Source organism: Flavobacterium fluviale, from assembly GCF_003312915.1.
Lineage (GTDB): Bacteria > Bacteroidota > Bacteroidia > Flavobacteriales > Flavobacteriaceae > Flavobacterium > Flavobacterium fluviale.
Genome location: NZ_CP030261.1, coordinates 2,295,234 through 2,319,759, shown reverse-complemented (window position 1 = coordinate 2,319,759; position 24,526 = coordinate 2,295,234). Strand labels below are relative to the sequence as shown.

General features: G+C 33.8%; 21 protein-coding genes and 1 pseudogene. 19 read left to right on the top strand and 3 right to left on the bottom strand.

All coding sequences use genetic code 11. The features are described 5' to 3' along the window. Positions 1-47 precede the first annotated feature (47 nt). From HYN86_RS10160 to HYN86_RS10145, 4 genes are all read left to right on the top strand, one after another. Positions 48-845, top strand: a complete 798-nt coding sequence (locus tag HYN86_RS10160) for an alpha/beta hydrolase (RefSeq protein ID WP_113677919.1) — start codon at positions 48-50, stop codon at positions 843-845. A gap of 21 nt (positions 846-866) precedes the next feature. After that, entirely contained in the window at positions 867-1,877 is a 1,011-nt protein-coding gene (locus HYN86_RS10155) for a dipeptide epimerase (protein ID WP_113677918.1), read from the top strand. Between the two features lie 2 nt (positions 1,878-1,879). Continuing rightward, positions 1,880-2,914 carry an aminotransferase class I/II-fold pyridoxal phosphate-dependent enzyme gene (locus HYN86_RS10150; RefSeq protein ID WP_113677917.1) on the top strand — a complete coding sequence of 345 codons (1,035 nt, stop codon included), beginning with the start codon at positions 1,880-1,882 and terminating at the stop codon, positions 2,912-2,914. Between the two features lie 101 nt (positions 2,915-3,015). Further along, positions 3,016-3,480 carry a DUF1456 family protein gene (locus tag HYN86_RS10145; RefSeq protein ID WP_113677916.1) on the top strand — a complete coding sequence of 155 codons (465 nt, stop codon included), beginning with the start codon at positions 3,016-3,018 and terminating at the stop codon, positions 3,478-3,480. Positions 3,481-3,567: 87 nt separating this feature from the next. Here the strand turns inward: HYN86_RS10145 and HYN86_RS10140 are convergent, their stop codons facing one another. Together HYN86_RS10140 and HYN86_RS10135 are read right to left on the bottom strand one after the other, a co-directional pair. After that, on the bottom strand, positions 3,568-4,281 hold the full coding sequence (locus tag HYN86_RS10140) for a LytR/AlgR family response regulator transcription factor (protein ID WP_113677915.1): 714 nt from the start codon (positions 4,279-4,281) through the stop codon (positions 3,568-3,570). Positions 4,282-4,283: 2 nt separating this feature from the next. After that, a complete protein-coding gene (locus HYN86_RS10135; protein WP_113677914.1) occupies positions 4,284-5,324 on the bottom strand; it encodes a sensor histidine kinase in 1,041 nt (346 codons plus the stop codon). A 222-nt stretch (positions 5,325-5,546) separates the two neighbouring features. Here HYN86_RS10135 and HYN86_RS10130 point away from each other — a divergent pair, with 222 nt between their 5' ends. Then, positions 5,547-6,344, top strand: coding sequence for a DUF5694 domain-containing protein (locus HYN86_RS10130; protein WP_113677913.1), 798 nt, complete (start codon positions 5,547-5,549; stop codon positions 6,342-6,344). Positions 6,345-6,613: 269 nt separating this feature from the next. Here HYN86_RS10130 and sucC read toward each other — a convergent pair whose 3' ends face one another. Continuing rightward, positions 6,614-7,807 (bottom strand): ADP-forming succinate--CoA ligase subunit beta, encoded by a 1,194-nt coding sequence (gene sucC, locus HYN86_RS10125; protein ID WP_113677912.1) that lies wholly within the window; start codon positions 7,805-7,807, stop codon positions 6,614-6,616. Positions 7,808-8,222: 415 nt separating this feature from the next. On the opposite strand from sucC, the gene gltB reads away from it, so the two are divergent. From gltB to HYN86_RS10055, 14 genes and pseudogenes are all read left to right on the top strand, one after another. Beyond that, positions 8,223-12,740, top strand: coding sequence for a glutamate synthase large subunit (gene gltB / locus HYN86_RS10120; protein ID WP_113677911.1), 4,518 nt, complete (start codon positions 8,223-8,225; stop codon positions 12,738-12,740). A 132-nt stretch (positions 12,741-12,872) separates the two neighbouring features. Continuing rightward, complete coding sequence (locus HYN86_RS10115; protein WP_113677910.1) at positions 12,873-14,327, top strand: glutamate synthase subunit beta; 1,455 nt, start codon at positions 12,873-12,875, stop codon at positions 14,325-14,327. 678 nt (positions 14,328-15,005) lie between these two features. Beyond that, a pseudogene (gene lysA / locus HYN86_RS10110) lies at positions 15,006-16,232 on the top strand (diaminopimelate decarboxylase); the annotation flags it as partial. 293 nt (positions 16,233-16,525) lie between these two features. Next, positions 16,526-17,026: a DMP19 family protein gene (locus HYN86_RS10105; protein WP_113677908.1), complete on the top strand. Its 501-nt coding sequence runs from the start codon at positions 16,526-16,528 to the stop codon at positions 17,024-17,026. Positions 17,027-17,287: 261 nt separating this feature from the next. After that, positions 17,288-17,740, top strand: coding sequence for a hypothetical protein (locus HYN86_RS10100; protein ID WP_113677907.1), 453 nt, complete (start codon positions 17,288-17,290; stop codon positions 17,738-17,740). A 57-nt stretch (positions 17,741-17,797) separates the two neighbouring features. Beyond that, positions 17,798-18,160: a hypothetical protein gene (locus HYN86_RS10095; RefSeq protein ID WP_113677906.1), complete on the top strand. Its 363-nt coding sequence runs from the start codon at positions 17,798-17,800 to the stop codon at positions 18,158-18,160. A 119-nt stretch (positions 18,161-18,279) separates the two neighbouring features. Next, positions 18,280-19,440, top strand: a complete 1,161-nt coding sequence (locus tag HYN86_RS10090; RefSeq protein WP_113677905.1) for a DUF1624 domain-containing protein — start codon at positions 18,280-18,282, stop codon at positions 19,438-19,440. 79 nt (positions 19,441-19,519) lie between these two features. Beyond that, positions 19,520-20,236 carry a M949_RS01915 family surface polysaccharide biosynthesis protein gene (locus HYN86_RS10085; protein WP_113677904.1) on the top strand — a complete coding sequence of 239 codons (717 nt, stop codon included), beginning with the start codon at positions 19,520-19,522 and terminating at the stop codon, positions 20,234-20,236. A gap of 59 nt (positions 20,237-20,295) precedes the next feature. Beyond that, entirely contained in the window at positions 20,296-20,661 is a 366-nt protein-coding gene (locus HYN86_RS10080; protein WP_162789354.1) for a hypothetical protein, read from the top strand. Positions 20,662-20,871: 210 nt separating this feature from the next. Further along, the gene (locus HYN86_RS10075) at positions 20,872-22,059 is read left to right on the top strand and encodes a hypothetical protein (RefSeq protein WP_113677902.1); all 1,188 of its coding nucleotides are present in this window, start codon (positions 20,872-20,874) and stop codon (positions 22,057-22,059) included. A 153-nt stretch (positions 22,060-22,212) separates the two neighbouring features. Further along, on the top strand, positions 22,213-22,539 hold the full coding sequence (locus HYN86_RS10070) for an ArsR/SmtB family transcription factor (RefSeq protein WP_113677901.1): 327 nt from the start codon (positions 22,213-22,215) through the stop codon (positions 22,537-22,539). Beyond that, complete coding sequence (locus tag HYN86_RS10065) at positions 22,529-23,026, top strand: SRPBCC family protein (protein WP_113677900.1); 498 nt, start codon at positions 22,529-22,531, stop codon at positions 23,024-23,026. Before HYN86_RS10070 ends, HYN86_RS10065 begins: the two co-directional genes overlap by 11 nt. A gap of 47 nt (positions 23,027-23,073) precedes the next feature. Continuing rightward, the gene (locus tag HYN86_RS10060) at positions 23,074-23,571 is read left to right on the top strand and encodes an SRPBCC family protein (protein WP_113677899.1); all 498 of its coding nucleotides are present in this window, start codon (positions 23,074-23,076) and stop codon (positions 23,569-23,571) included. An 81-nt stretch (positions 23,572-23,652) separates the two neighbouring features. After that, complete coding sequence (locus tag HYN86_RS10055; protein ID WP_113677898.1) at positions 23,653-24,522, top strand: alpha/beta hydrolase; 870 nt, start codon at positions 23,653-23,655, stop codon at positions 24,520-24,522. The last annotated feature ends 4 nt before the right edge of the window (positions 24,523-24,526 follow it).

Genomic DNA, 24,526 nt, shown 5'->3' with positions numbered 1-24,526 from the left:
TTTTTAGCTAAAATATTGCTTTTATATAAAAATACAAAACACAGATAATGAAGAGGATTTTTATGGCGGTTTTGCTTCTATTGACTTTTATTGGAAAAGCACAAAGTACAGCTTCAAAAAATGTATCTACTTTTACAATTGAAGCTCCTCAACTCCATACTTCAAAAAAAATCTGGATTTATCTTCCTGAAAACTATTCAAAAAACATTCAAAAAAAATACAGTGTTATTTACATGCACGACGCGCAAAATTTATTTGATGCTAAAACTTCTTTTTCTGGCGAATGGAATATCGATGAAAAATTAGACAGCTTAAAAGCTCCTGTAATTGTTGTGGCGATTGAACATGGAAATGAAAAACGCATCGATGAACTTACTCCTTTTAAAAACGAAAAATACGGCGGCGGAAATGCTGATAATTATCTAGAATTTATTGTAAAGACATTAAAACCGTATATCGACAAAAATTACAGAACCAAAACAAAACCTAAAAACACCATTCTTTTTGGAAGTTCACTGGGCGGTTTGGTTTCTTATTACGGAGCTTTAAAATATCCGGAAGTTTTTGGTAAAGCAGGCGTTTTTTCTCCGTCTTTTTGGTTTTCTAACGAAATTTATACTTTCACAGAAAAACAATCCAAAATCAAAACTAAAATTTATTTTTTGTGCGGCGATAAAGAAAGTGACGATATGGTAAAAGATTTAACTAAAATGAAACGTTTATTAGATACCAAACGTTGTTACTGTCTTCATCTTGAAAAAACCAAAATCGTAAAAAATGGCGAACACAATGAAAAACTTTGGCGCGATCATTTTGCTGAAGCTTTAATTTGGCTGGGTTATTAATAAAAAAATACTTTTATAAAAATGAAACTAATTTTAAGAGAATACAATCTCAAACTAAAACATACTTTCACGATTTCAAGAGAATCCATTGATTTTCAGCCTTCATTAATTGTAGAATTACAAAGCGATGGTTTTTCGGGTTTTGGAGAAGCAACTTCAAATCCTTATTACAACACAACGGTTCCGATGATGATGCAGGATTTAGAAAAAATAAGAAGCATTATTGAAAGTACAGAAAACGAAACTCCAGAAGTTTTTTGGGCAAAAATTCATCCGTATTTAAAAGATGATATGTTTGCTTTATGCGCTTTAGATTTGGCTTATAATGATTTATATGCCCGAAAAAAAGGCAAAAAATTACACGAATTATGGAACTACACAACCGAACGAAACCCGATGACAGATTATACCATCGGAATTGCTTCTATCGACAAAATGGTTTCAAAAATGAAGGAACTTCCGTGGCCGATTTATAAAATTAAATTAGGTACCAAAGAAGATATCGAAATTGTAAAAGAACTAAGAAAACATACCAATGCCATTTTTAGAATTGATGCCAACTGCGGCTGGGGAGTTGAGGAAACAATAGGCAATGCGGTTGAATTAAAAAAATTAGGGGTCGAATTTCTGGAACAGCCCATGAAAGCAGATGATTGGGAAGCACATAAAGAAGTTTTTAAACATTCTGTTCTTCCTGTTATTGCAGACGAAAGCTGTATTATTGAAGAAGATGTAGCAAAGTGCTTCAATCATTTTCATGGCGTAAACGTTAAATTGGTAAAATGCGGCGGTCTCACACCTGGAAAACGCATGATTGAAGAAGCTAAAAAATTGGGATTAAAAACAATGGTGGGCTGCATGACGGAATCTACAGTCGGGATTTCTGCAATCGCACATTTACTGCCTCAATTGGATTATGTAGATATGGATGGCGCGCTTCTTTTAGCAGAAGATATTGCAACTGGTGTAACCATTAAAGACGGCGTCGTAAGTTATTCTGATCTTAACGGAACTGGAGTTACACTTTTATAAAAATGATAGTCGAACAATTTCCAGATCGAATCATTGAAATTGACCAAGAACAATATTTGTACTTTGGCGGAACTGCCTATTTAGGATTACCAACAAACAAAGAATTTCAAGATTTAGTAATCCACAACATTCGTACTTGGGGAACTACATATGGAAGTTCCAGAACTGCAAATGTAAAATTAAGTGCTTATGATAGTGGTGAAAAGTTTCTAGCATCGCACATTGGCTCAGAAGATGCTGTTACGGTTTCGTCGGGAATGCTGGCTGGAAAATTGGTCATCGATTTAATGAAAAAGCAAACGGATTGTTTCTTTCATTTTAATGATACACATGCTGCAATTAGGATTGAAAACAGTCTGCCTCTATTTGAAAATAAAAAATTAAATGATCGTTTACTGGATTCAAAATCTGAGAAAATAACGATTCTAACAGATGGAGTTCCTACTTTTGAAACAAAACCAGTTGATTTCTCTTTCTTGAAACAAATTCCGAATCACAAAGAAATCACATTAATTGTTGATGAATCCCATTCTTTCGGACTTATTGGAAAAAATGGTTCGGGAATTTTCAATTCAATTCATTTTCCAATTAAAAGAAAAATCATGGTTTCTTCTTTAGGAAAAGCCTTTGGTTTAACCGGCGGCGTTATTGGAGGCGATACTGCATTTATTAGTCAGATAAAAGAAATGGAAGTTTTTACAAGCGCGGCTGGAATGAATCCAGCTTTTGTACAAACGCTTTTTGATGCTTCAGGAATTTATGCTAAGCAACATCAAAAATTATTAGATACTTTAAAGTATATAGATTCCATTTTAATCCAAAACAACAATATCAAATTTGACAAAGATTACCCATTAATCTACTTATTATCAAATCAATTGGTCGAAAATTTAAAAGCCGAAAAAATCATTATTGCCAGTTTTAAATACACTAAAGATGCCGAACCGCTCAATCGCATTGTAGTTACCGCTAATCATCTTAAAGAAGATTTGGACAAATTGGTTAGTATTTTAAATGAATTTAATTCTAGATTTTAATCATTTTAAAAAACTACCTTTGCAAAATATAATAAGTTTTAACTTGGATTAAGGATCGCTAAAACCGTAGACTTGAAACAAAAAAACCTGAAACAAAAATTATGACGAATAACGATATACTTAAAAAACTTCGCGTGGCTTTGATGCTCCGTGATGATCAAATAGTTGAAATTTTAGAACTAGTAGATTTTAGAATTACAAAATCAGAATTAGGTGCTTTTTTTAGAGCCGAAGATCACCCAAATTACATGGAATGCGGCGATCAGGTTTTGCGTAATTTCTTAAACGGATTGGTCATTCATTTGCGAGGAACGAAAGAAAACCCTAAAAACCCAAATGATGTTTTAGCAAAACATAAAGCTGAAATTCCGAAGAAGGAAACTTCAAAAGACAGACCAGAATTTAAAGCAGCTCCAAAAGATTCAGAAAAATACAGAGGCGATCAAAGTTCTTCAAAGTCAGGTTCATCAGCTGGAAAACCTAAAAAGAAAGCATTCCCAAAAGGAAATGGAAAACCAGTTGTGGTAGAAAAAGTAGTTTTCAAAAACGGGAAAAATAAGAAATAATTTAACCGCAAAGTTTTTTGGCCACGAATTCACGAATTATTTTTGATAATCTTTGAAAATAAAATTCGTGAATTCGTGGCTATCTTTTTAAATCTTATTCTCCTCAATCTTATCAAAAAAAGCTTCTTTAAAAGTTGCGCCAATTGGCAGTTCTTTTCCATTTATAAAAACAGAAAAATTATCGGTCGATTCTATATGCTGCAATGAAACCACATACGATTTATGTATTTGGATAAAATCATTTTCTGGAAGTGATTCTATTACATTTTTTAAAGATGAATGTGTAATAATCTGCTGCTTTACAGTATGAATGCAAACATAATTTTGCAGACTTTCTACATATAAAACATCCTTCAAAAAGACTTTCTGAAATTTATTTTTTCCATCGGTTTTTATAAATAAAAAATCTGGTGCGGTGCTATTATTGGTGTTCGCAACTTCTATTTTGGATTCAGAATTTAGTTTAGAAACAGCTTGATAAAATCGCTCAAACGGAATTGGTTTTAATAAATAATCAACCGCATTTAACTCAAATCCTTCTAAAGCAAAATCTGGATATGCAGTGGTAAAAATTACTTTTATATCTTTTGAAATAATTCTTGATATCTGCAAACCAGTCAATTGAGGCATTTGAATATCCAAAAAAATAACGTCAACATCTTCTTTGTTTAAAAATTCTAATGCCTTTATTGAATCATTAAAAACTGCGGTTTTTTCCAAGAAATTCACTTTCCCAATATAGTTTTCGAGAATGCGTGTTGCAGGCGGTTCATCATCGACAATGATACATTTTAAAGCCATAATTATTTTTTTAGCGGTATTTTTAAGTATGTTTTAAAGGTATTATTTTCTTCTGTTTTTTCTAGTATAAATTGATCTTTATACATGTAATCAAGTCTCTTTGTCAAGTTTTCAAAACCAATTCCTGTGGAAGAATAATTTTCGCCTTCTGCATTATAATTGAAAGTCGAAATCTCTAAAAAATCCTCTTTTATTTTAATCGAAATAACAGCTCTTTCCTCTTCACTGTTAATTTTTCCATGCTTAAAAACATTCTCAACAAAATGAATTAATGCCGAAGAAATGATTTTTTCTGAATCATAATTTCCTTCAATTGTAAAATCCAGATATAACTGATCTTCAAATCTTTTTTTCTGTAAATGAATGTAATTTTGAATGAATTGAATCTCTTTTGAAAGTATCGCTTCATCTTTGTCTGTTTCGGTAATTACATATCGAAGTAAATCAGAAAGTACTAAAACATCATCAGCCATTTTATCATCTTTTAAAATCAATTGACTGTAAAAAGAATTTAAAGTATTAAATAAAAAATGCGGGCTAACTTGCGCTTTTAGCATCTGAAATTCAGCCTTTTTATTCTCTAAAAGCAATTCCTGATTTTGCTTTTGTGAATATTGAGACTGCCAAAACAGGTAGCTCAAAGCACTGAAAATTACAGCAGGCAAACCAAAGAAAAAATTGTCTTTTATATAGTAAGTTATCTCTCTTGCTTCATCAAAATAATTATGAACTCCCGTAAACTGAAACATAATAACTTCCTGAAAAAAGTATCTGACACCAGCAAAAAGAAGTAAAGAAAAAGGAATGCTTAAAAAGTAAAAATGAATTCTCTTTTTATTGAGAAACCAATCACAGACGGTATAGAAATTAAGAATATAAACTACAAAAACGGAAAGCATAAAAGTAGATATAATCCAGAAATAGAGTTTGGTCTGCTGTAAAATTGCAATTCGGTTATTTATTCCGTAATCCCAAACACAGTACGTTAAAAACAATCCGAGGAAGAGAATAATATGGTAGTAAAAAGGTATTTTAAGTTTCATACAAATCAGTTATAGCATCAAAAATACGATTATGACTTTAAAAGAAAATGGTATTTATATGAAACATCACTTTTAATATGACAAACAGCGAAAAACTTTATACGAAGATTTTGAAACGAAGATTTTGATAGTTGATCAAATGAAACGCAGCATTCATCAAAAATGAAAATAAAGCTTTAAATCTGCTGATACATTTGCAATGAATTTAAACACAAAATCACCATGCAAAAAATCATTTTATTACTAGCTTTTTTAACATTTAACTTATCTTCTGCTCAAGCAAAGAAAAAACAAATCTTATTGGTTGGAACTTTTCATTATGCGAATCCAGGTCTTGATGTTGCTCAACTCAATAATTTCAACATCATGTCTGAGAAAAGCCAAAAGGAACTTGAAATAATGAGTGACAAAATCAAAAAATTTGGCCCTGATAAAATATTTGTAGAATGGGAATTTAGCAAACAAACCGAATTAGATAAATTTTATAATAAAAACACCGACAGTCTTTTTAAAGCCAGTAAAAATGAAATAACACAGCTGGCACTTCGAACTGCTAAAAAACTGAATCATAAAAAATTATATGGAATGAACCTTTATACTTCTTTTCCATACGACAGTTTAATGATGTCAATGGAGAAAGCAAACCAAAAGGACTTACTGGAGAGAAATAAAGCGACGACGCAAAGCTTCGAAAAAATTCATAATGAAAAAATAGCAAAAAGTTCATTACAAGAAATGATGCTGTATTACAATAAAAAACAAACTGAAAATGAAAATCTTCAGTGGTATTTGGAAATAGCAAATAGAGCTGGAAATCCAGATGATTTTACAGGACCGTCCTTAGTTTCAAATTGGTACAAAAGGAACTTATATATGTATTCTTTAATTCAGAAATTAACTGAAAGTAAAGATAATAAGATAATGGTTTTAGTCGGTGCCGGCCATGCTTCAATTATTAGAGAGCTCATAACACATGATCCTACATTTGAACTTATTGAATTATCCACTGTTTTGAAATAACACTTGTGCCTTTTAACCGCAAAGCACACAAAGGTTACGCAATGTTCACAAAGTTTTTTTTAGCCACGAATTCACGAATTATTTTCAGAGATTGTAAAAAAATAAATTCGTGAATTCGTGGCTATTTTCAACATACAGCTTTGCGAACTTTGCGTTTATATTTAGAATCCTAAATAAAATTCTTAGCGTCCTTTGCAGTTAAATTGAATACAAAAAAAATCCCTCCGAATATCGAAGGGATTTTCTATATAAATTGATTTCTTATTTAATTAAGAAAGTGCAGCTTTAACTTGGTCAGCAGCTTCTTGGAATTGAACTGCAGATAAGATTGGCATACCAGAGTTGTCAATTAATTCTTTTGCAATTTCAGCATTTGTTCCTTGCAAACGAACGATAATTGGCACATTGATAGCGTCTCCCATGTTTTTGTAAGCATCAACAACACCTTGAGCAACACGGTCACAACGAACGATTCCTCCAAAGATGTTAATCAAAATAGCTTTTACGTTTGGATCTTTCAAGATAATTCTGAAAGCAGTTTCAACACGCTTAGCGTCAGCAGTTCCTCCTACGTCAAGGAAGTTAGCAGGCTCAAAACCAGCGTATTTAATTAAGTCCATAGTTGCCATTGCAAGACCAGCTCCGTTTACCATACATCCTACAGTACCGTCAAGATCAACGTAGTTTAGACCAACTTCTTTAGCTTCAACTTCGATTGGATTCTCCTCGCGGACATCTCTCATTTCAGCATATTTAGGTTGTCTGTATAAAGCGTTATCGTCGATATTTACTTTAGCATCAACAGCTAAGATTTTGTTATCAGAAGTTTTTAAAACTGGGTTGATTTCAAACATAGAAGCATCAGAACCAATGTAAGCATTGTATAATGCATCGATGAATTTCACCATTTCTTTGAAAGCATTTCCAGAAAGACCTAAGTTGAAAGCAACTCTTCTAGCTTGGAAACCCTGTAATCCAACAGATGGATCAATTTCTTCAGTAAAGATTAAGTGCGGTGTGTGCTCAGCAACTTCTTCGATATCCATTCCACCTTCAGTAGAATACATAATCATGTTGCGTCCTGTACCTCTATTCAATAAAACAGAAACATAAAATTCAGAAGTTTCGCTTTCACCTGGATAGTAAACATCTTCTGCAACTAATATTTTGTTTACTTTTTTACCTTCAGGAGGAGTCTGAGGCGTGATCAATTGCATTCCGATGATTTGTTCTGCTAACTCTTCAACTTGTTGTAAGTTTTTTGCCAGCTTAACTCCACCACCTTTTCCACGACCACCTGCGTGAATTTGCGCTTTTATTACATGCCATCCTGTACCAGTTTCGGCAGTTAATTGTTTTGCAGCAGCTACAGCTTCAACCGCATTGTTAGCCACAATTCCGCGTTGTACGCGTACTCCGTAACTCGCTAAAATTTCTTTTCCTTGATATTCGTGTATGTTCATAATATAGAATTTGTCTGGTTCTGAATTTATTTCAGAATAAAAGTGCGACAAAAGTAACAAAATACAACTTAATAGTAAAATCTTTTTCAATTAAATAAATGTTACCATAGGTATTAAACGTTGAATCTTTTTCAAAGCAAACAAATCGTTACCGAAACACTTTGTTAATGTTAACACAAAACCGCTAAAACGTTTGATATTTAACAAAAACTTCACTGAATTCAAGACCTAAGCGACGATTTTTCTTAATATATTTTAATACCAATTATGATTTTGATAATTCGCAATCGTTTATATAATAATATTATCATTTAAGAACCCTTTTTCTAATATTACTATAAAAATGAAAGCGAATACATAATTTCAATACATTATGTTTAACGAAATCTTTATTTTTGTAGAAAAAATATCAAGAATGAGAGTTAAAGAACAAGGGCTTTATCTGCCTGAATTTGAACACGACAATTGTGGTGCAGGATTTATTTGTAATTTGAATGGTATTAAGTCAAATGATATCATTCACAAAGCATTAGACATCTTAATTAAATTGGAACATCGTGGTGCAGTTAGTTCTGATGGACGAACTGGTGACGGGGCCGGAATTTTATTCGACATCCCTCATGATTTTTTTAAGAAAGTTTGTGACTTTGAAATCCCAGAAGCGCGTGAGTATGCAGTAGGAATGGTTTTTTTACCAAAAAGCAAAAACCAGGTTTCTTTTTGTATTAATGCATTTGAAGCAACTATTAAAGATCAAAACTTAAAGATCTTAGGTTGGAGAGATGTACCTGTTGACGTTGAAAATTTAGGGCAAATCGCCGCAGAAAAAGAACCAACAGTTAAACAAGTATTCGTTTCTAAAAACGGACAAAACTTAACTGAACAAGAATTTAATGCAAAACTTTTTGCAGCTAGAAAAATTGCTGAACATGCCGTAAGAGGATCTAAAACTTCTGAAAGCCACATGTTTTATTTTACTAGTTTATCGACAACTACTATAATATATAAAGGTCTATTGATGCCGGAAGACATCAGCCGTTATTATATAGATTTGAAAGATCCAGACTTGGTGACACGTTTAGCGCTTGTACATCAGCGTTTCTCTACAAATACATTCCCTTCTTGGGACTTAGCGCAGCCGTTTAGATACATGTGTCATAATGGTGAGATCAACACACTTCGTGGAAACGTAAGCCGTATGCGTGCTCGTGAAGAGCTTATGCAGAGTGCTGTTTTTGGCGATGATATCAAAAAACTATTCCCAATTATCTTGGAAGGAAAATCAGATTCTGCTTCTATGGATATGGTGGTTGAACTTTTATTAATGACAGGCCGTTCTCTTCCTGAGGCAATGATGATGGTTGTTCCTGAAGCTTGGGAAAAACACCAGACAATGTCTCCAGAAAAAAGAGCATTTTACGAGTTCAACGCTTGTATTATGGAACCTTGGGATGGTCCTGCCTCTATTCCGTTTACAGATGGTAACGTTATTGGAGCTTTACTAGACAGAAACGGACTGCGTCCTTCTCGTTATACATTAACAAAAAGCGGCTTCGTAATTATGTCATCTGAAATTGGTGTCCTAGATATCGATCCAGAAGATGTAATTCAGCACGGTCGTTTAGAGCCAGGAAAAATGTTCTTGGTTGATATGAACGAAGGTCGTATTATTGAAGACGAAGAAGTTAAAAAAGCAATTGTAACAAAACGTCCTTACCAAGAATGGTTAGATGCTAATTTATTGCCTTTAGCTAAAATTCCATACACAAATAACCCAACTCCTGTTGAAAAATTAGATTTCGTAACTAGACAAAAGTTATTTGGTTATACTATTGAAGATTTAAAAACAATCATCAACCCAATGGGAGGCCAGGGAGCTGAAGCAATCAGTTCTATGGGTAACGATACACCTTTGGCAGTATTATCAGACCAGCCTCAATTGTTGTATAACTATTTCAAACAATTATTTGCTCAGGTTACTAACCCGCCTTTGGATGGTATTCGTGAAGAAATTATTACGGATATCAGTTTAGCGATTGGCGGCGATTTCAATATTTTCGAAATTGAATCAAAGCAGTGTAAAAAACTAAAAATCCAAAATCCGGTTATTTCTAACGAGGATTTAGATAAAATCAGAAACATTGATCACGCAGACTTCAAATCGGCTACAATTTCTACTTTATACAAAATAGAAAAAGGAGTAAACGGTTTAGAGCGTGCGCTTGAGAAATGTGTTCAGGCAACTTTTAAAGCGGTTAATGAAGGATGCAACATCATTATTTTATCAGATAGAGGTGTAAGTGAAGAATTAGCTCCAATCCCTATGCTATTGGCTTGTTCATACATTCACCACTCTTTGAACATTTTACAGGTTCGTTCTAAATTCGGAATCATTATCGAATCTGCAGAGCCTCGCGAACCTCATCATTTTGCTTTACTTTTCGGATACGGTGCAAGTGCAATCAATCCATACATGGTAAACGAAATCATTTATGATCAAGTTGCTCAAGGATTTATTACAGGTGTAAAAGCTGATTATGCAATTGTAAACTACAATAAAGCGATTGCAAAAGGAATCGTTAAAATCATGAACAAAATTGGTATCTCTACTTTACATTCGTACAGAGCTGCCCAAATTTTCGAGATTTTAGGTTTAAACAAAACATTTACATCAAAATACTTCCCTTACACTCCATCTAGAATTGAAGGAATTGGTTTAATGGAAGTAGAGAAAGAAGTAAAAAAACGTTTCCAAAAAGCTTTCCCAAATTCAAAAATTGCAAACTTGCTTTCTCTTGAAATTGGAGGTATTTACAGATGGAGACGTGGTGGTGAAAAACACATGTTTAACCCAACCACTATTTCTAAATTACAACAAGCGGTTCGTTTAAACAGCCCAGAAAGTTATAAAGAATACTCTAATGCGGTTAACGAGCAAAGCTCAAACCTAATGACTATTAGAGGTTTATTTGAATTCAACAATTTAGATCCAATTTCTATTGATGAAGTAGAGCCTTGGACAGAAATTGTAAAGAAATTCAAAACCGGAGCAATGTCTTACGGTTCTATCAGTCAAGAAGCACATGAGAACTTGGCAATTGCAATGAACAGAATTGGAGGAAAAAGTAATTCTGGAGAAGGTGGAGAAGATCCAAGACGTTTCCAGAAAGAAATTAACGGAGATTCTAGAAACTCTGCAATTAAACAAGTTGCTTCGGGACGTTTTGGTGTTTCAATCAACTATTTGACAAACGCTAAAGAAATCCAGATTAAAATGGCTCAGGGAGCGAAACCTGGCGAAGGCGGACAGTTACCTGGAGAAAAAGTTGTGCCTTGGATTGCCGAAACGAGAAACTCTACTCCTTATGTAGGTTTGATTTCGCCTCCTCCTCACCACGATATTTATTCTATTGAGGATTTATCTCAGTTGATTTACGATTTGAAAAATGCAAATCGTGAAGCGCGTGTAAACGTAAAATTAGTTTCTGAGGTTGGAGTTGGAACTATTGCTGCTGGTGTTGCCAAAGCAAAAGCTGACGTAATCTTAATTTCTGGTTATGACGGAGGAACGGGTGCTGCACCATTGACATCTTTACAGCACACTGGTATTCCGTGGGAGCTTGGTTTAGCTGAAGCTCAGCAGACTTTAATCTTAAACGATTTAAGAAGCCGTGTAGTTTTAGAATGTGACGGACAGTTGAAAACTGGTCGTGACGTTGCTATTGCAGCATTATTAGGTGCTGAAGAATTTGGTTTTGCAACTGCACCTCTTGTTGCTTCTGGATGTATCATGATGAGAGCTTGTCACTTAAATACCTGCCCGGTTGGTATTGCCACTCAGGATCCTGAATTGAGAAAAAATTTCAAAGGAACTCCAGAGCATGTAATCAACTTCATGTATTTTATTGCTGAAGAGCTGAGAGAAATCATGGCGCAGTTAGGTTTCAGAACTTTAAAAGAAATGGTAGGTCAGTCACAAAAATTAAATGTGAACAAAGCTATCAAACATTATAAAGCAAATGGTTTAGACTTGTCTACAATTCTATACAAACCGGAAAAAGCGAAAACAGAGCCAAATCATAATACAACTACTCAAGATCACCAACTTGAAAACGTATTGGATTTTGACATCATAAAAGAAGCAATTCCGTCTATCTATAGAAAAGAGAAAACAAGAGTAACCTTTAAAATTAAAAATACAGACCGTTCTGTAGGTGCTATTTTGAGTAACGAAATCTCAAAAATATATGGCGCACAAGGTTTACCTGAAGACACTATTTTAGTTGATTTTGAAGGTTCTGCCGGACAAAGTTTTGGTGCTTTTGCAACAAACGGATTGTCGTTTAAAATTCACGGAAACTGTAATGATTACTTAGGAAAAGGTCTTTCTGGAGGAAAACTAATTGTAAAAGTACCTCCTACTGCAACCTTCAAACCTGAAGATAACATCATTATTGGAAACGTTGCCCTTTACGGAGCTATTACCGGAGAGGCATATATTAATGGAATGGCCGGCGAGCGTTTCTGTGTTAGAAATTCTGGAGCAACAGCCGTTGTTGAAGGAATTGGAGATCACGGATGCGAATATATGACCGGTGGTACAGTGGTAGTCTTAGGAAAAACAGGAAGAAACTTCGCAGCTGGTATGAGCGGTGGTGTAGCTTACGTTTACGATCCAACTAAGAAATTCGATTCGACAGTATGTAACATGGAAATGGTTGCATTTGACCCGATGGAAGAAGAGGACGTTACCAAACTAAGACGATTGATCAAAAATCATTCATTGTACACAAGCAGTCCATTAGCAAAAAGAATTTTAGCAGACTGGGAAAATGAACAAAAGCACTTCGTAAAAGTAATGCCAACTGATTACAAGAAAGCATTACAACGAATTGCAGAAGAGAAAAAAATAGAAGAATTAATAGCTGGATAAAAATCAATTTCAAAAAATAAAATCCCAAATTCCAATGGCAATAATGTCAATGTTAATGAAAATGTCTTCCTGAGCGAAGTCGAAGGATTGGAATTTGGAATTTAAAGAAATTGGAATTTAATTTAAAAAGTCATGGGTAAAATAGGCGGATTTAAAGAATATAATAGAGCCGACGAAAGTAATTTAGCAGTAGCAGAACGTGTTTCTAACTACAACGAATTTACTATTCCGTTAGCAAAAGATAAAATAAAAGAACAAGGTTCAAGATGTATGGATTGTGGTATTCCTTTTTGCCACAGCGGTTGTCCGTTAGGAAATTTAATTCCAGACTTCAACGATATGGTGCATCAGGAAGAATGGCAGAGTGCATTAGAGATTTTACAGTCTACTAATAACTTTCCAGAATTTACAGGACGCTTATGCCCTGCTCCATGCGAAAAAGCATGTGTATTAGGTATTATTAAAGATCCTGTATCTATCGAAAACATCGAGAAAAACATTGTTGAAAGAGGTTTTGCAGAAGGTTGGATTAAACCACAAGCACCAAAAACAAGAACTGGAAAAACAGTTGCCGTTATTGGCTCTGGACCTGCGGGTCTTGCAGCAGCGCAGCAATTAAACAGAGCGGGTCACACCGTTACTGTTTTTGAAAGAGACAACGCTATTGGAGGTTTATTACGCTACGGAATTCCGAATTTCAAATTAGAAAAAGAAATTATCGACAGACGTGTAGTAATTCTTGAAGCAGAAGGAATCACTTTCAAAACAAACGTAAACGTTGGGGTTAACTTCAGCGTAGAAGAATTAAACGCATTCGATTCTATTGTTTTATGCGGAGGAGCAACAGAAAGAAGAAGCTTGCCAACTAAAGGAATCGAAAGCAAAGGCGTTGTTCAGGCAATGGATTTCTTAACACAGCAGACTAAAGTTTTATTTGGAGAATCAATTCCTGACCAAATTAAAGCAACTGGTAAAGATGTAATCGTTATTGGTGGTGGAGATACTGGTTCTGACTGTATTGGAACTTCAAACAGACACGGAGCAAAATCGGTTACTAACTTTGAGATTTTACCAAAACCTCCAGTTGGAAGAAGTGAGTCAACTCCTTGGCCTTTCTGGCCTTTGCAGTTGAAAACATCATCTTCTCACGAAGAAGGCTGTAACAGAAACTGGTTAATCAATACGAAAGAATTCATTTCTAACGATAAAGGAGAATTAACTGGATTAAAAACGGTTGAAGTACAATGGAAAATGACTCCAGGACAAAGACCTGAATTAATAGAAAAAGAAGGTTCTGAGAAAATCTGGCCTTGCGATTTAGCATTATTAGCTTTAGGATTTACAGGTCCAGAGAAAACTTTAAGCGAGCAATTAGGAATCGAAACTGATGCAAGAAGCAATTACAAAGCGCATAACTATCAAACAAACGTTCCTCACATTTTCACTGCTGGTGATATGAGAAGAGGACAATCATTAATCGTTTGGGCTATTTCAGAAGGTCGCGAAGCAGCAAGAGAGGTAGATTTATTCCTTATGGGATCTACAAACTTGCCTACTAAAGGAAAAGGAGATTTACCGAGTCTTTAATTTTAAGGTTCTGAGGTTCTAAGATGCTATCCCGAGACTTCGGGACTAAGTTTTTTCCTTGCATTTTATTTAATCTTTATTCCGATAAACAACATAACTACTAACAAACCCTTGAATTGATATTCAGGGGTTTTGTTTTTTTTAGCCACAGATTTCACAGATTAAAAAGGATTTTTTTCAGCCACAAATTATACAAATTTTCATGATTTTTTGATTTTAGATTTTTCGCAATATGTAAAAAACACACCCCGTGGTTTCAACCACGGGAAATGTTACGGATTGGGCGTTGTTATATATTGCCTTCCCGTGGTTGAAACCACGGGCTATATTTGAAATAGAAGATGTTGAGAAAATAAAAAATTTGTGAAAATTTGTATAATTGCTTCGCCAGTTCGCTATCGCTCGGGTCGTGGCTAAGAAAATAATCTGTGCAAATCATTTTAATCTGTGGCAAAAAACCAATTTCAACAGCATTTAAGAATTAATTAAATTAGTGAATTAGTGGCAAAAAAACTTAGTATCTTAGTATCTCAGAACCTTAGTATCTTAAAAAGAGTTACAAAATCTCAAAAACAACAGCTTTTTGTTTAAAATCAAACAATTTGTTATAATTTGTTATTTTTCTACAAATTATTTGTCAGTAGATAAAAGTGTAATAACTTTGCCCAAAATGATTTAAAAATGCAAGCAAAAGATTTACTGCAGTTAGCAGACCAATTTGGAAGTCCATTATATGTTTATGATGCCGAAAAAATCCAATCTCAGTACAATAGGTTAACTAAAGCTTTCTCTAAGGTAGAAAACTTGAGAGTTAATTACGCCATGAAGGCATTGTCAAACGTTGCGATTCTTCAGTTATTAAAGAACATGGGGTCTGGTTTAGATACTGTATCGATTCAAGAAGTTTTATTGGGACTTCATGCTGGCTATGATCCTGACAAAATTTTCTTTACACCAAACGGCGTTTCTCTTGAAGAAATTGAAGAAGTTGCCGCGATGGGTGTTCAAATCAATATTGATAACTTATCTATTCTGGAGCAATTCGGAACAAAATATCCACAGATTCCAGTATGTATTCGTATCAATCCGCACGTAATGGCGGGTGGAAATGCTAACATTTCTGTTGGCCATATCGACAGTAAATTCGGAATCTCTGTTCACCAGATTCCGCATATATTGCGAATTGTCGAAAACACAAAAATGAGCATTGTTGGAATTCACATGCACACAGGATCTGATATTTTAGATATCGAAGTATTCTTGTATGCTGCTGAAATTTTGTTCGATACAGCAAAACATTTCAAAGATTTGGAATTCTTAGATTTCGGAAGCGGATTCAAAGTTCCTTACAAAAAAGACGATATCGAGACAGACATCGAAGAATTAGGTAAAAAATTATCTAAAAGATTCAATGCTTTCTGTGCAGAATATGGCAGAGATTTAACTTTGATTTTCGAACCAGGAAAATTCTTGGTGAGCGAAGCAGGTCATTTCCTAGTAAAAGTAAACGTAGTAAAACAAACAACGTCAACCGTTTTCGCTGGGGTTGATAGTGGTTTCAACCACCTAATTCGTCCAATGTTATACGGATCTTCACATCATATCGAAAACATCTCAAACACAAAAGGAAAAGAGCGTTTTTACTCTGTTGTAGGATACATTTGCGAAACGGATACTTTTGCCAACAACCGCAGAATTTCAGAAATTACAGAAGGAGATATTTTAGCTTTCAGAAACGCTGGAGCTTATTGTTTCTCAATGTCTTCGAATTACAATTCAAGATACAAACCAGCCGAAGTTCTTTGGATGAACGGAAAAGGAATCTTGATTCGCCAAGCCGAAACTTTCGAAGATTTACTTAAAAATCAAATTCCGCTGCCAGAAGAAATCGCTGCAACAGTTTAAAATAAAAAAAAAGAGAATATCTACGAAATCCCGTTTCTTAATTGAAGCGGGATTTTTTTATTGTAGATTTTAGTCCCGAAGCCTCGGGATAGATTTTAGACTTCTCAGATTTTCCTGAAACAGATTATCAGGCTGAGCGATCCCGAGGCGTCGGGAGAAGCTCACGCAAAGTAACTATGAGAATTGTTATTTCCAAATAATCATTTAGTTAAAAATATAATACTAATACTACAATTTTAATTACTTTTGATTTCTAATTTAAAAAGAACTTTGGTAATAAATCTAAAATTATTATGTCTAATCAAATCAACAAGAATGATAATCAGTTTAAAAAAATTGATATTCAAAAATTAATTCAGGGAGAAAACATTAACGACATTATCATTGAAATTGACAATTATATTTGTACGTTATGCGAATGGGGAGATAAAATGGAAAATTTATCTAACGCTCAAAAATTTTTCTACTATAATCAAAATCTAGAAAGAGAAATAAATAACGGCGGATTTAGTCAATATTTTTTTAATTCTACCGGAGATTATGCACATGAAACAGTAGATTCATTAATCGCCATTAATGCAAATCATACGGCAAAAATTCTGAAGAAAGCAATTGCACAATTCCCAGAAAACAAAGTCCCTAAAAATAGTAACTTACGGGAAGAAATTATTGAAAAAATTGAAGAAGAGGCAAATATAGTGTGGGAAGAACTTGAAAATGATTTTTTTAAATATGAAGATAATTTGAATGAATTAAATTTAAAATTTGTCAAGGAAAATCTAAATTCATTTTAAGAATATTTAGCGAAAAATTATCTGCAAATACAGTAAAAAACAACTGTTTACCGACGGAGCAAGTTTATAGTATGCAAAACCTGACAGGTTTTAAAAACCTGTCAGGTTTACTTAACTGCAATTGGAATTTCGGATTTATAAATCTACACCCAAAAAACGCGAACTTCTCACTTTTAACAAGTCACATAAATAGTAAAATGAATTAAAGAACTTCAGATAAAAAAAACTATTTTAGCTCAATAAACCAAACCCCAAAAACCAATGAAACTTACAATTCCCCTACTCACATTACTCCTACTAATTACTACAAATTCCTTCAGCCAAACGATCGCAGATTTAAAACTCAAACCAAAAGAAATTCCAAAAGGCGGTTATATGGTAAGCGACGGGAATATTTGTATTACGCCGCAAGCCTGCAATTTTTATAATGATATTGAAACCTACAGCAATATTGTTGGAACTGTAAAAAGTAAAGCCATTCAAAGTTTTAAAAGCAAAGCAGACCGCGGTTCTATAATGTATTTTGAATTCGATCACGTTTTTAAAGGCGATCGATTTTTGCAAGGTTTACTTTGGGGAAAAGCGGGCGAACCAACAGCTGAACACCCAGAAGAATATCTGGCAAAAGGAAAATTTCTAATTATTTGGAGTTTGCAGGCAGATAGTCCGCTAAAAGAAAAGTCTGAAACTAAAGTAGAAACACTTTTGCAATAAAATACTAATCACAGCTTCATTTTAAATGCTTAATTTTGCAAGATAAAACAATACAAAATGAAACCACAAATACGCATCTTAATTTATTCTATTCTTTTCTTTTTATACCTCACCTCTACACATTTTTTACTTGAATTAAACGAAAAATTTAAAGGTGATGCATTTGTAACGTTAGGAGTTGGTTTCGGAATTTTGAATCTTATTTATGCTTTTTCAGCACTAAAGTGGAAACCTTTGCTGAATATAATTTGCGCTGCCGCAATTGCTGCTTTAGCTATCTTTTTAGCGTTACAGTTTACCAATTTACATTTATTTGTAAATTATGATCCGTATCAGGTTAAAACTGCCATTTTTGCTAATGCTGTTTTTTCAATTATTTTTTGGGAGATTGTGTATCAGGTTAAAATTAGAAGGCAATAAAAAATCGTTTATTACCTAAACTTTTTTATCATTATGTCGCTTTTTCTCGGAAAATAAATTGGATTGCAAATACTCAAAAAAATCATTAGATTTACCTTAAGTATTTAAAAATCAAAAACATGAAACGACAGCCATCTATAGACATTGTACGCGGAATTGTAATGATCATTATGGCACTTGACCATGTTCGGGATTTAATGCATGTCGATTCGATTACACAAAGCCCAACCGATTTAGCGACGACTTCTCCTTTGTTGTTTTTTACACGCTGGATTACGCATTTGTGCGCGCCTATTTTTGTTTTCTTGGCTGGAACTTCGGTATATCTTTCGCTTCAAAACAAAAACAATACAGCAGAAACCAGACAGCTTTTATTAAAAAGAGGACTTTGGTTGATCCTGCTCGAATTTACAATTGTCAATTTTGGATTGTTTTTCGATATTGGATTTCATACCCTTTTATTCGAAGTCATAGCAGCGATAGGATTTGGGTTTGTTCTTTTGAGTTTATTATTAAAAGTCCGTTCTCAAACTTTAGGTATTGTGGGACTTGTAATTATCTTTTTCCATAATCTTCTCGCGCTAATTCCGTTTGTAGAAAATTCAGTTTTAAAAACCATCTTAACTCCTCTCTTTGGGCCAGCTGTTTTTCCGTTTGCAGGAAAAGCATTTATTATGGGCTATCCGCCAATTCCCTGGCTGGGAATTATGCTCGTTGGTTTTGCCACAGGAAAATTCTTTGAACTAGCAGAAGGGCAAAGAAAAAGACTATTCTTAAAAATCGGTTTGAGTGCTTTAGCTTTATTTACGGTAATTCGATTGGTAAATATTTACGGTGATCCCGCTTTATGGGCTACACAAAAAGACCCGGTTTTCACCTTTTTATCATTTATTAATGTAACCAAATATCCACCTTCTCTCCTATTTTGTTTGGTTACTTTAGGCAATATGTTTTTACTGCTCGCTTTTGCAGAACAATTTCATAATACAGTTAAAAAAGTAACTTTGGTTTACGGAAAAGTCCCTTTATTTTATTTCGTCGTTCACTTTTATGTTATTCATATTCTGACGCTTTTTATGCTTTTGGCACAAGGCTTTAATTGGTCTCAACTGGAATTTGCTTCGGGAACTTTTGGCAGACCTAAAAGCGTTGAAAGCGGTTTACCTCTGTGGTCAATTTATGGCATCTGGATTTTTGTTGTGGCACTGCTTTATAAACCTTGCCAATGGTTCGGAAAATATAAGGCTGAAAATAATCATTGGTGGCTGAAATATATTTAAGAATTTAAAAAAATAATGTGACCTTTATTCTACTCAGAAACTATTTGTAATAAAAAGATAAAAGCCGAATTAATTATTTATGAAAAACTTCACTATTGCGTTATTATTTGCCATGTTCTTTACAAGCTGCAAAGAAGATAAAAAAGAAGAATTAAAGTCATCCAAAAATATCGAATTAAGCCAACCTCAAAACGAAAACTTTGTTCTAACCATACAAAAAATCGATTCAACACAATTTCCATCTTCTATTAAATATGAAGGTTTTGTCAAAAATGCCGTTCGATGGAAAGATAAATTAGGCGATAATATTGTTATTACGACAGAAACAGGCTATCATATCAATAAAAAATTCGAGCATGAATCTGAAAGTAGTTCTGATGCTGAATTGTTTGCGTATCATTTTATAGTTTCTGGAAATGAAGTAAAACAAACTTGGAAAGTTTACGATTTTATTGCAGACTGCCCCGTTGATATTGTGGCTTCGTTTGTGAAAAACACTTTTCAAGTAACTGATTTAAACAACAACGGAATCGCTGAAACTTGGGTGATGTACAAAACTGCGTGCCACGGTGATGTGAGTCCGTGTGATATGAAGATTATAATGTACGAAGACAATAAGAAATATGCGGTGCGCGGCGAAAGCAAAGTTCAGGTTGGAGTTCTTGATAATGGCGAAAAACAATTTATTGGAGGTGAATATAAATTAGATGAAAATTTCAAAAAAGGTCCAAAAGTCTTTAGAGAATTTGCTCAAAAATTATGGAAAGATAATTTGATTGAAAATTGGGAGGATTAAAAGATGTTATACAATTCAGAAATTCACTAAATTTATTCTTCAATCCTAATCTATTTAAAATGAGAAAATTAATCTTAGCATTTGTGTTTTTAATTGGTTTATCTGCATCAGCGCAAACTTCTAAAGAACTTATAGGAAAATGGCAATTGGTAAAATGGACCAAAAACGGTAAGGACAAAAATATTCAGCAGTATTATAAAACTGATCAGGTTTTTCAGGTTTTTAAAGAAAATGGTGATTTTGAAAGTCTGGTTGGCGACGAATCGCACAAAGCGAAATGGAAGATGTCTAAAAACAACAAGGAGCTTACTATTATTGCAATCCTGATGCCTGTTAAATTTAATATTGATTATTTTGATACTCAAAAAAGAATTATTACAACTCCACAACTTGGCACTTTTGAGTATAAAAAATTAGCCGATTAAACGCATTTAAGAAAGGCTTTTATGAAAACCAAATGTTCTATCCTAGCCCCGATAGAGCCGATATCCTCGTAATGAAATGGAGAGATAAAGGCGAAAGCGGGACTAAAAGTTCTTTTGAAAACCTTGTTGCTGCTTCTAAAAATAAATCGCAAAAAAGGCATAGTTGTTGAAAGTTAAAAAAGATATATTTACACCTTCAAAAGAGATACTATGCAAAAAACTACTTTACTATTTTTTATATTCTTTTTGGCTCTTTATTCCTGCGGCGTAAAAACGACTCAGGCATTAATAAGTGACGGAAATTACGATGGTGCTATTGACCGCGCTGTTGAAGCCTTGAGAACAAATAAGGATTCGAAAGGAAAACAAGATTATGTGTATTTACTCGAAGAGGCTTTTGCAAAAGCAAAGGACAGAGATTTGCGTGATCTTGAAATACTGTCGAAAGATGCCAATCCTGCTAATGCAGAGCGTATCTACAATACTTATTTACAACTGAATAACCGTCAGGAAAAAATTAGTCCGATTTTGCCTTTGAGATTAATAAAGCAAAACCGAAATGCGAATTTTCCATTTGATAATTATTCGAACGAAATTGTAAACAGCAAAAATGCGCTTTCAAAATATTTGTGTGAGAATGCTTCTGCACTTCTAAAATCGAACAACAAAATGGATTTTAGAAAGGCATATGATGATTTTTCGTATTTGGAAAGTATCAATCCTGGTTATAAAAACACCAAAAAATTAATGGATGATGCACTTTTTAAAGGAACTGATTTTGTCGATGTTTATGCCAAAAATGAAACCAATATGGTGATTCCGAAAATGCTTCAGGATGATCTGCTGGATTTTAAAACTTACGGATTAAATGATAAATGGACAGTGTATCATAACGCCAGACAAAAAAATGTGAACTACGATTACAGTCTGATTATCAATTTTAGACAAATTGCAATCTCACCAGAACAAATTAAAGAAAAAGAATTTGTGAAGGAAAGACAGATTAAAGATGGTGTAAAAACACTTTTGGACAGCCGAGGCAGGCCCGTAAAAGACAGTTTGGGAAAAGAAATTAAAGTGGATAATTATAAAACACTTCGCGCAACGGTTTATGAATTTAGACAATACAAATCCTGTATGGTGACTGCAAAAATTGATTATGTAGATTTAAAATCGAATCAGCTGGTGCAGACGTTTCCCATTAGCAGTGAATTTGTCTTTGAAAATATCTACTCCAAATATAAAGGAGACCGTAGTGCCTGCGAAGACAATTATCAAAACTATTTTTCTAAACGTGCTGTTCCGTTTCCAAACAACGAACAAATGGTTTTTGATGCCGGCGAAGATTTAAAAGCGAAACTCAAAGATATTATTGTTAGGAATAAATTTAGACGATAATTATCTAAAAAATAGTAGAAAAAAAGGCGCAATTTTATGCGTCTTTTTTTGTTTATAAGCCTCATTTATAAAAAAAAATCAGTATTTCATATTGCGCAACCGAAAAGTTGCGTATATTTGCAACTAATTAGTTGCGAATAAATAGTTACAATAATGAAACGAGATATTTTTCAGGCAGTTGCCGACCCGACCCGCAGAGCGATTCTAGTTTTGATTTCTTCGACTGCATTGACGCCAAATGCGATTGCCGAGCAGTTTCAAACTACAAGGCAAGCCGTTTCTAAACACATTAAAATATTGAATGAATGCGATTTACTGGAAGAAAAAAAAATGGGTAGAGAAATTTATTATCAGCTCAAAATTGATAAAATGAAAGAAATTGATCAATGGCTGGAACAATTCAAGAAAATTTGGGAACAGCGTTTTAGTCAACTGGATCAAGTATTACTAAACTTAAAATCTAAAGAAAATGAAAACTGATTTATTAATGAATTTTTCTGTAGACAAGGAAAATAAAAGGGTGAATGTAAAACGCGAATTCAATGCGCCGTTGTCAAATGTTTGGTCTGCTTGGACAGAAGCTGCAATTCTAGATTTATGGTGGGCACCGGCTCCGTTGAAATCTGAAACAAAAAGTATGGAGTTTAAAGAAGGCGGGAGAAGATTGTATGCGATGATTGGGCCTGAAGGCGCGCAAGGATGGAGTACTTTTGATTATACTTCGATTTCTCCTAAAACAAATTTTAAGTATACGTCCACTTTTTGCGATGCCGAAGGAAATCCAAATTCTGCTTTTGGAAGTTCTTTCTGGGATGTTTCATTCACAGAACAGGGAGATTCTACTATTGTAGATATCGTAATTACGCGAGACAGTTTTGAAGAACTGGAAAAAATAATCGAAATGGGATTCAAACAAGGATTTACATCGGCTATGGAAGGTTTGGACAAAATCTTAGCGGAAAAATAAAACCATTTCAACCAAATTATTATTAACGAATTAAAAATCTAAAGAAAATGAAATCAAATCTTTTAATGAATTTTACTGTTGATAAGGAAAATAATACTGTCAATGTAAAACGCGAATTTAACGCCTCTTTATCTCAAGTTTGGTCTGCTTGGACAGAAGCTCAAATTTTAGATTTATGGTGGGCACCAGCTCCTTGGAAATCAAAAACTAAAAGCATGGATTTTAAAGAAGGCGGACGCAGATTGTATGCCATGGTTGGACCAGAAGGTGAAGAACATTGGGCTATTGCAGATTATACTTCGATACATCCAAAAACAAATGTAAAATGGCTAGATGCTTTTAGCGACAGCGAAGGAAATTTAAACAAAGAGTTTCCGCGTTCCGACTGGGATGTTACTTTCTCCGAAAAAGATGGTTCTACATTTGTTGATGTTGTAATTAAATACGAAAAACTATCTGATCTGGAAATGATTATCCAAATGGGCTTCAAAGAAGGCTTTACCATTGCTATGGAAGGTTTAGATGAGATTTTTGCTGATAAATAACTTTTATCAAAGCCAGAGTAAAAAATGGACTCATGGATTTAAATTCGTATTTTAGTTTTTTATTTTTTACTGCATACTTCAATGAACAAATTTTTTACCCTGGCTTTTTTTCTTTTTACTTTCACTTTGACATTCGGTCAAAAAAACAAAACTAAAGCTGCTGCAATAACAAAACCTTTTATTTTAGGTGTTATTGATGAAATTCAATCGAAAGAACTAAACGAGAAAAGAATTCTAAACATCTATCTTCCTGAAGGTTATAACCCCAATGAAGAAACCAAATATCCCGTAATCTATTTACTTGACGGTTCTGCCGATGAAGATTTTATACATATCTCTGGTTTAGTGCAGTTTAATAGTTTTGAATGGATCAATCAGGTTCCTAAATCAATTGTAGTTGGAATTGCTACAGTAGACAGAAAAAGAGATTTTACATTTCCGACAACAATTGAATATGATAAAACCCGATTTCCAACTACAGGTCATTCGGATCGATTCATTGCTTTTATAGAAAAAGAATTACAGCCATTTATTGAGAAAAAATACAAAACAAACAATTCTAAAACTATAATCGGCCAGTCTTTAGGCGGGTTATTAGAAACTGAAATTTTACTAAAAAAGCCTTTCCTGTTTAATAAATATGTAATTGTAAGTCCAAGCATATGGTGGAATAACGGTTCTTTACTGGATTTAGATTCTGAAATATTAAAAGAAAACTTCAATCAAAAAACAGACATTTATATTGCTGTTGGAAAAGAAGGATTAACTCCAACAGAAATCCCGAGAGTTATGGAAGTTGACGCCAATTTACTGGCAGAAAAAATAAAAGAATCAAAAAGCAAAAGCATCCATGTTTACTTCGATTACTTCCCAGAAGAAAACCACGGAACTATTCTTCATCCAGCTGTTGCAAATTCTTTTAAATTCATTTACCCAAAAAATAACGAATAGATTT

Bases quoted from the DNA above. Each gene is read 5' to 3' on its own strand.
- HYN86_RS10160 (WP_113677919.1), top strand. From the start codon at position 48: ATGAAGAGGATTTTTATGGCGGTTTTGCTTCTATTGACTTTTATTGGA.
- HYN86_RS10155 (WP_113677918.1), top strand. From the start codon at position 867: ATGAAACTAATTTTAAGAGAATACAATCTCAAACTAAAACATACTTTC.
- HYN86_RS10150 (WP_113677917.1), top strand. From the start codon at position 1,880: ATGATAGTCGAACAATTTCCAGATCGAATCATTGAAATTGACCAAGAA.
- HYN86_RS10145 (WP_113677916.1), top strand. From the start codon at position 3,016: ATGACGAATAACGATATACTTAAAAAACTTCGCGTGGCTTTGATGCTC.
- HYN86_RS10140 (WP_113677915.1), bottom strand. From the start codon at position 4,281: ATGGCTTTAAAATGTATCATTGTCGATGATGAACCGCCTGCAACACGC.
- HYN86_RS10135 (WP_113677914.1), bottom strand. From the start codon at position 5,324: ATGAAACTTAAAATACCTTTTTACTACCATATTATTCTCTTCCTCGGA.
- HYN86_RS10130 (WP_113677913.1), top strand. From the start codon at position 5,547: ATGCAAAAAATCATTTTATTACTAGCTTTTTTAACATTTAACTTATCT.
- sucC (WP_113677912.1), bottom strand. From the start codon at position 7,807: ATGAACATACACGAATATCAAGGAAAAGAAATTTTAGCGAGTTACGGA.
- gltB (WP_113677911.1), top strand. From the start codon at position 8,223: ATGAGAGTTAAAGAACAAGGGCTTTATCTGCCTGAATTTGAACACGAC.
- HYN86_RS10115 (WP_113677910.1), top strand. From the start codon at position 12,873: ATGGGTAAAATAGGCGGATTTAAAGAATATAATAGAGCCGACGAAAGT.
- HYN86_RS10105 (WP_113677908.1), top strand. From the start codon at position 16,526: ATGTCTAATCAAATCAACAAGAATGATAATCAGTTTAAAAAAATTGAT.
- HYN86_RS10100 (WP_113677907.1), top strand. From the start codon at position 17,288: ATGAAACTTACAATTCCCCTACTCACATTACTCCTACTAATTACTACA.
- HYN86_RS10095 (WP_113677906.1), top strand. From the start codon at position 17,798: ATGAAACCACAAATACGCATCTTAATTTATTCTATTCTTTTCTTTTTA.
- HYN86_RS10090 (WP_113677905.1), top strand. From the start codon at position 18,280: ATGAAACGACAGCCATCTATAGACATTGTACGCGGAATTGTAATGATC.
- HYN86_RS10085 (WP_113677904.1), top strand. From the start codon at position 19,520: ATGAAAAACTTCACTATTGCGTTATTATTTGCCATGTTCTTTACAAGC.
- HYN86_RS10080 (WP_162789354.1), top strand. From the start codon at position 20,296: ATGAGAAAATTAATCTTAGCATTTGTGTTTTTAATTGGTTTATCTGCA.
- HYN86_RS10075 (WP_113677902.1), top strand. From the start codon at position 20,872: ATGCAAAAAACTACTTTACTATTTTTTATATTCTTTTTGGCTCTTTAT.
- HYN86_RS10070 (WP_113677901.1), top strand. From the start codon at position 22,213: ATGAAACGAGATATTTTTCAGGCAGTTGCCGACCCGACCCGCAGAGCG.
- HYN86_RS10065 (WP_113677900.1), top strand. From the start codon at position 22,529: ATGAAAACTGATTTATTAATGAATTTTTCTGTAGACAAGGAAAATAAA.
- HYN86_RS10060 (WP_113677899.1), top strand. From the start codon at position 23,074: ATGAAATCAAATCTTTTAATGAATTTTACTGTTGATAAGGAAAATAAT.
- HYN86_RS10055 (WP_113677898.1), top strand. From the start codon at position 23,653: ATGAACAAATTTTTTACCCTGGCTTTTTTTCTTTTTACTTTCACTTTG.